At 61.1% G+C, this 3955-nt stretch carries 3 protein-coding genes and 1 rRNA gene; all 4 read right to left on the reverse strand.

All coding sequences use genetic code 11. The features are described from left to right. Nucleotides 1-519 precede the first annotated feature (519 nt). Nucleotides 520-1680 carry an acyl-CoA dehydrogenase family protein gene (locus AC1DLO_RS22415; RefSeq protein ID WP_476891872.1) on the reverse strand — a complete coding sequence of 387 codons (1161 nt, stop codon included), beginning with the start codon at nt 1678-1680 and terminating at the stop codon, nt 520-522. Continuing rightward, complete coding sequence (locus tag AC1DLO_RS22420) at nt 1681-2877, reverse strand: CaiB/BaiF CoA transferase family protein (protein ID WP_476891873.1); 1197 nt, start codon at nt 2875-2877, stop codon at nt 1681-1683. Between the two features lie 76 nt (nt 2878-2953). After that, nucleotides 2954-3682 carry a GntR family transcriptional regulator gene (locus tag AC1DLO_RS22425; protein WP_476891874.1) on the reverse strand — a complete coding sequence of 243 codons (729 nt, stop codon included), beginning with the start codon at nt 3680-3682 and terminating at the stop codon, nt 2954-2956. A gap of 167 nt (nt 3683-3849) precedes the next feature. Then, nucleotides 3850-3955, reverse strand: a 5S ribosomal RNA gene (gene rrf / locus AC1DLO_RS22430); the annotation flags it as partial.

Here is a 3955-nt window from a genome sequence, read left to right on the forward strand (position 1 = left end):
TGACACAGGACCAGCCAAAACAACCAATTCATAAAAACAAATCGGTATCAACAAACTTGGCACACTATTGAGTTCTCAAACAACAGACACACCCGACACCACCCACACCCACAAAAGGGTCCAGGATCGCTCCGGAGCAACTTTCCAAACTTACCCGAATCATTGCTGCTTTGCAAATCAGTATTTCAACCAATTTCGCAGGAACAATTCGAATTCCCTCAAATTGCGGCGCACAAAGCACCAAGCCTATTAGGCTCAATTCGAAGGGGTTGGCCACCCGTGGTTCCCAGCTCTAGGCTGTCTCCCTCGCGGCGACTTAGAAGACATTACACGGCTCCCGCACTCTACGCAAATCCGCCCCCGGGGCGCTCCTTCGGCTTCCAGCAAATCGATACCGGCACCGCCACTACGGACGCGCCGAAACTTGCCAGCTGGTCCCCAAGGGGACAGGGAGGTCCCGCTCGGCGCACCGCGAAGACGCCGACGGCGGAGCGGGAGTTCCGCCGTCGGGCCCTGCGCTCAGCGGAAGGCGGCGACGCCGGTGAGCTTGTTGCCCAGAATGAGTGTGTGGACCTCATCGGTGCCCTCATAGGTGCGAACGGATTCGAGGTTGTTCGCGTGACGCAGCGGTGAATAGTCCAGCGTGATTCCGTTGCCGCCGAAGATCGTGCGGGCCTCGCGGGCAATTTTGATGGCCTCGCGGCAGTTGTTCAGTTTGCCGACCGAAATCTGGTCCGGATGCAGCGTGCCGGCGTCCTTCCTGCGGCCGAGATGCAGGGCAAGCAGGAATCCCTTGTTGATCTCCAGAGCCATGTCCACCAGCTTCTGCTGGGTCAGCTGGTAGCCGGCAAGTGGCTTGCCAAACTGAAGGCGCTCCTTGGAATAGTCCAGGGCGGCCTCGAACGCGTCGCGGGCCGCGCCCATGGCGCCCCAGATGATCCCGTAACGCGCCTCGTTCAGGCATGAGAACGGGCCCTTGAGCCCGACGACGTTGGGGAGCACCGCGTTCTCGGGCAGGCGCACGTCGGACAATTCGATGTCGCATTGGATCGAGGCTCGCATGGACAGCTTCGGCTCGATCGGCGTGGCCGTGAATCCGGGGGCGTCGGTCGGGACGACGAAACCGCGGATCCCGCCGTCGGTCTGGGCCCAGATGATGGCGACTTTGGCCACGGACGCCAGGCCGATCCAGCGTTTTGATCCGCTGAGGACCCAGTCATTCCCTTCACGGCGCGCGAAGGTGGCCATGCCGCCCGGATCCGATCCCGCGGTGGGTTCAGTCAACCCGAAGCAGCCGATCGCTTCCCCCTTCGCCATCGCGGGCAGCCATTCCTGTTTCTGCTCTTCCGAGCCGTGTTTGTAGATAGCGCTCATGGCCAATGAGCCCTGTACCGAGACGAAAGTGCGCAACCCGGAGTCGCCGGCCTCAAGTTCGGCCGCGGCCAGTCCGTATTCAACGGCGGAACGGCCGGCGCAGCCGTAGCCCTTCAGATGCATTCCGAGCAGTCCCAGTTTGGCCAGTTCGGGGACAATTTCGAGCGGGAAGACGGCCTTTTCGTACCAACCCGCGATGTTCGGCTTGATTTCGCTGTCCACGAAAGACCGTACAGAATCGCGCAGCGCACGTTCATCCGTGCTGAGTAGGGAATCGAGTTCAATCAGGTCGCTGATGTCCGACATCTATGAGCCTTTCGCGGAAGTTGTTGGGAATTCCACGGGGAAAGTGGAGCCTTGGTGTTCGCCAAGGGTTGGGGGAACTTGCCAGTAGCTCGGTGCTGCTGCCGACAGCCTGATCGGATTGGCCAACTGCCGAGATTCGCGGCCGGTGGCGGGATCGGTGACAACAATTGACGGCTCCAGCCCCAGGTTGTCAGCCAGCTCGAAAGCCTCACCGATTGTGTTGACCTTGCCTGCAGGCACCCCCGCTGCAAGCAATCTGCGTTGCCACTGCGAAGCGGTGTCGGCGAGAAGCGCGGCCTCAAGCACAGCGCGAAGCTCCGCGCGGAACCTCACCCGGCGTTCGTTAGTGAGGAACTTGGCTTGCTCAGCCAGGCCATGGAGTCCCAGCACTGAGGCCAACGCCGCAAACTGACGGTCGTTACCAACCGCAACGGCGAGGGTGCCGCTCCCCGTGCGGAAGGTCTCGTAGGGCGCGATACTCGGATGGGCGTTACCCAACCTGGCAGGTGAGTTTCCCGTGGCCAACATCGCGACCCCTTGGTTCACCAGAGCTGCCAGTAGCGAGGAGAGGAGGTTAACCTGCACCTGCTGGCCGGTCCCAGTAGCGTCGCGCACCCGCAGGGCCATCAGGATCCCCGCAACGGCATTCTGGCCGGCGAGCACGTCAACCAGGGCGACCCCAACCTTGCTAGGTTCCCCATCTGCGGAGCCAGTAATGCTCATTAGGCCGCCGAGCGCCTGAACCAGAAGGTCGTAGCCGGGCAGATCCGCGCCAGCACCGGTCCCGAAGCCCGAGATCGAGCAGTAAACGACGTCCGGCCGATCCTTGGCAACGGTCTGATAATCCAACCCAAATTTCGCCATGACTCCAGGGCGGAAATTTTCGATGACGACGTCGCAGCCAGCCACCAGATCACGGGCATAGCTCAACCCATCGTCGGACGTAAGATCGGCGATCACGGACTTCTTGTTTCGGTTGACGCTGGCGAAGTAGGTGCCTGTGCCATCCGCGGCGACAGGCGGAATCCACGCGCGGGTATCGTCGCCGGCAAGGCCCTCGATCTTGATGACCTCGGCGCCGTAGTCTGCCAGCATCATTGAGCACAACGGTCCGGCCAGAACTCGGGAGAAATCAGCGATCCGTATGCCGGCCAACGGTGGCGGGCCGCCTTGATTGCTCTGCGGTGTGGATGCCACGTTGCATCTCCTCCGGTAGTTGTATGTTGCATGCAACAGTAAATGAACAGGCAGAGCTTGTAAACAGCATTCGAGGTCAGCCGCGGAACTTCGTCAGCTGTTCCAGCTTCGCCAAGTACGCATCCGCGGAAAGCCCCGGCGTCTTGGCGCAAACGCCAGTGATGAGAAGTCGCGCAGTGCGGGTGACATGTTCACGAACCGCAGCCGAAGCAGCCTGCGGATCCTTCCGCTCCAGTGCCTCAAGAATGTCGCGGCAGTCATCGGCCAGATCCTGGCTGCTTCGGACCGAGGGGATGGTCACGAGACCATGCGCAAGAACGAGATTACGCAACTCACTATCCAGTGCCGATAGCCGCTGATTGCCCGCCAAGCCCAGCAGAAACAAGTGGAATTCCTTGTCCGCTTGAAGGGTGCCGGGGCCGTCGTCGTCGGCTGCAGCATCCAGGATGCGACCGTGAAGCGCGCGGAAATGCTCAAGGTCGTCCTTTGTAACAACCTCGGCGGCCCGAGCCGCAGCGGGAGGCTCGAGAATGATCCGAATCTGAAAGATCTGCACGATCTCGTCAAGTGAAATCTGCAGTACCCGAACACCACGGTTCTTCTCGATCCGGACAATGCCTTCCTTTTCGAGTAACTGCAGGGCTTCACGCACGGGCGTCCGGGACACGCCAAGCCTCTCGGCCAGCCCAATCGCGGAATAGTGCTCCCCTGGTGTCATCTCGCCGGAGGTGATTGCCGCGCGCAGCATTTCCGTGGCCTGTGTTGTCAGTGACACCCCGGGAGTAACCTGTTGCATGCTACTCATGCGGACATTCTACGGGTCGACGTGGGCTGAGTGGGGTGCAGATGTGATGGAGGGTTTCCCGGAAGTGCCGCATACGTGATGGAGGGTCCAGTGCCTGGGTGTGACGGGTGGTTTTTAAATGGTCCAGGCCCCGGCACTGGTGTGTCGGGGCCTGACCGTTAATGGTTGTCCGGCGGTGTCCTACTCTCCCACACCCTCCCGGGTGCAGTACCATCGGCGCTGTGGGTCTTAGCTTCCGGGTTCGGAATGGGACCGGGCGTTTCCCCCACGCTA

This window comes from Arthrobacter sp. 01T419 (assembly GCF_056398865.1).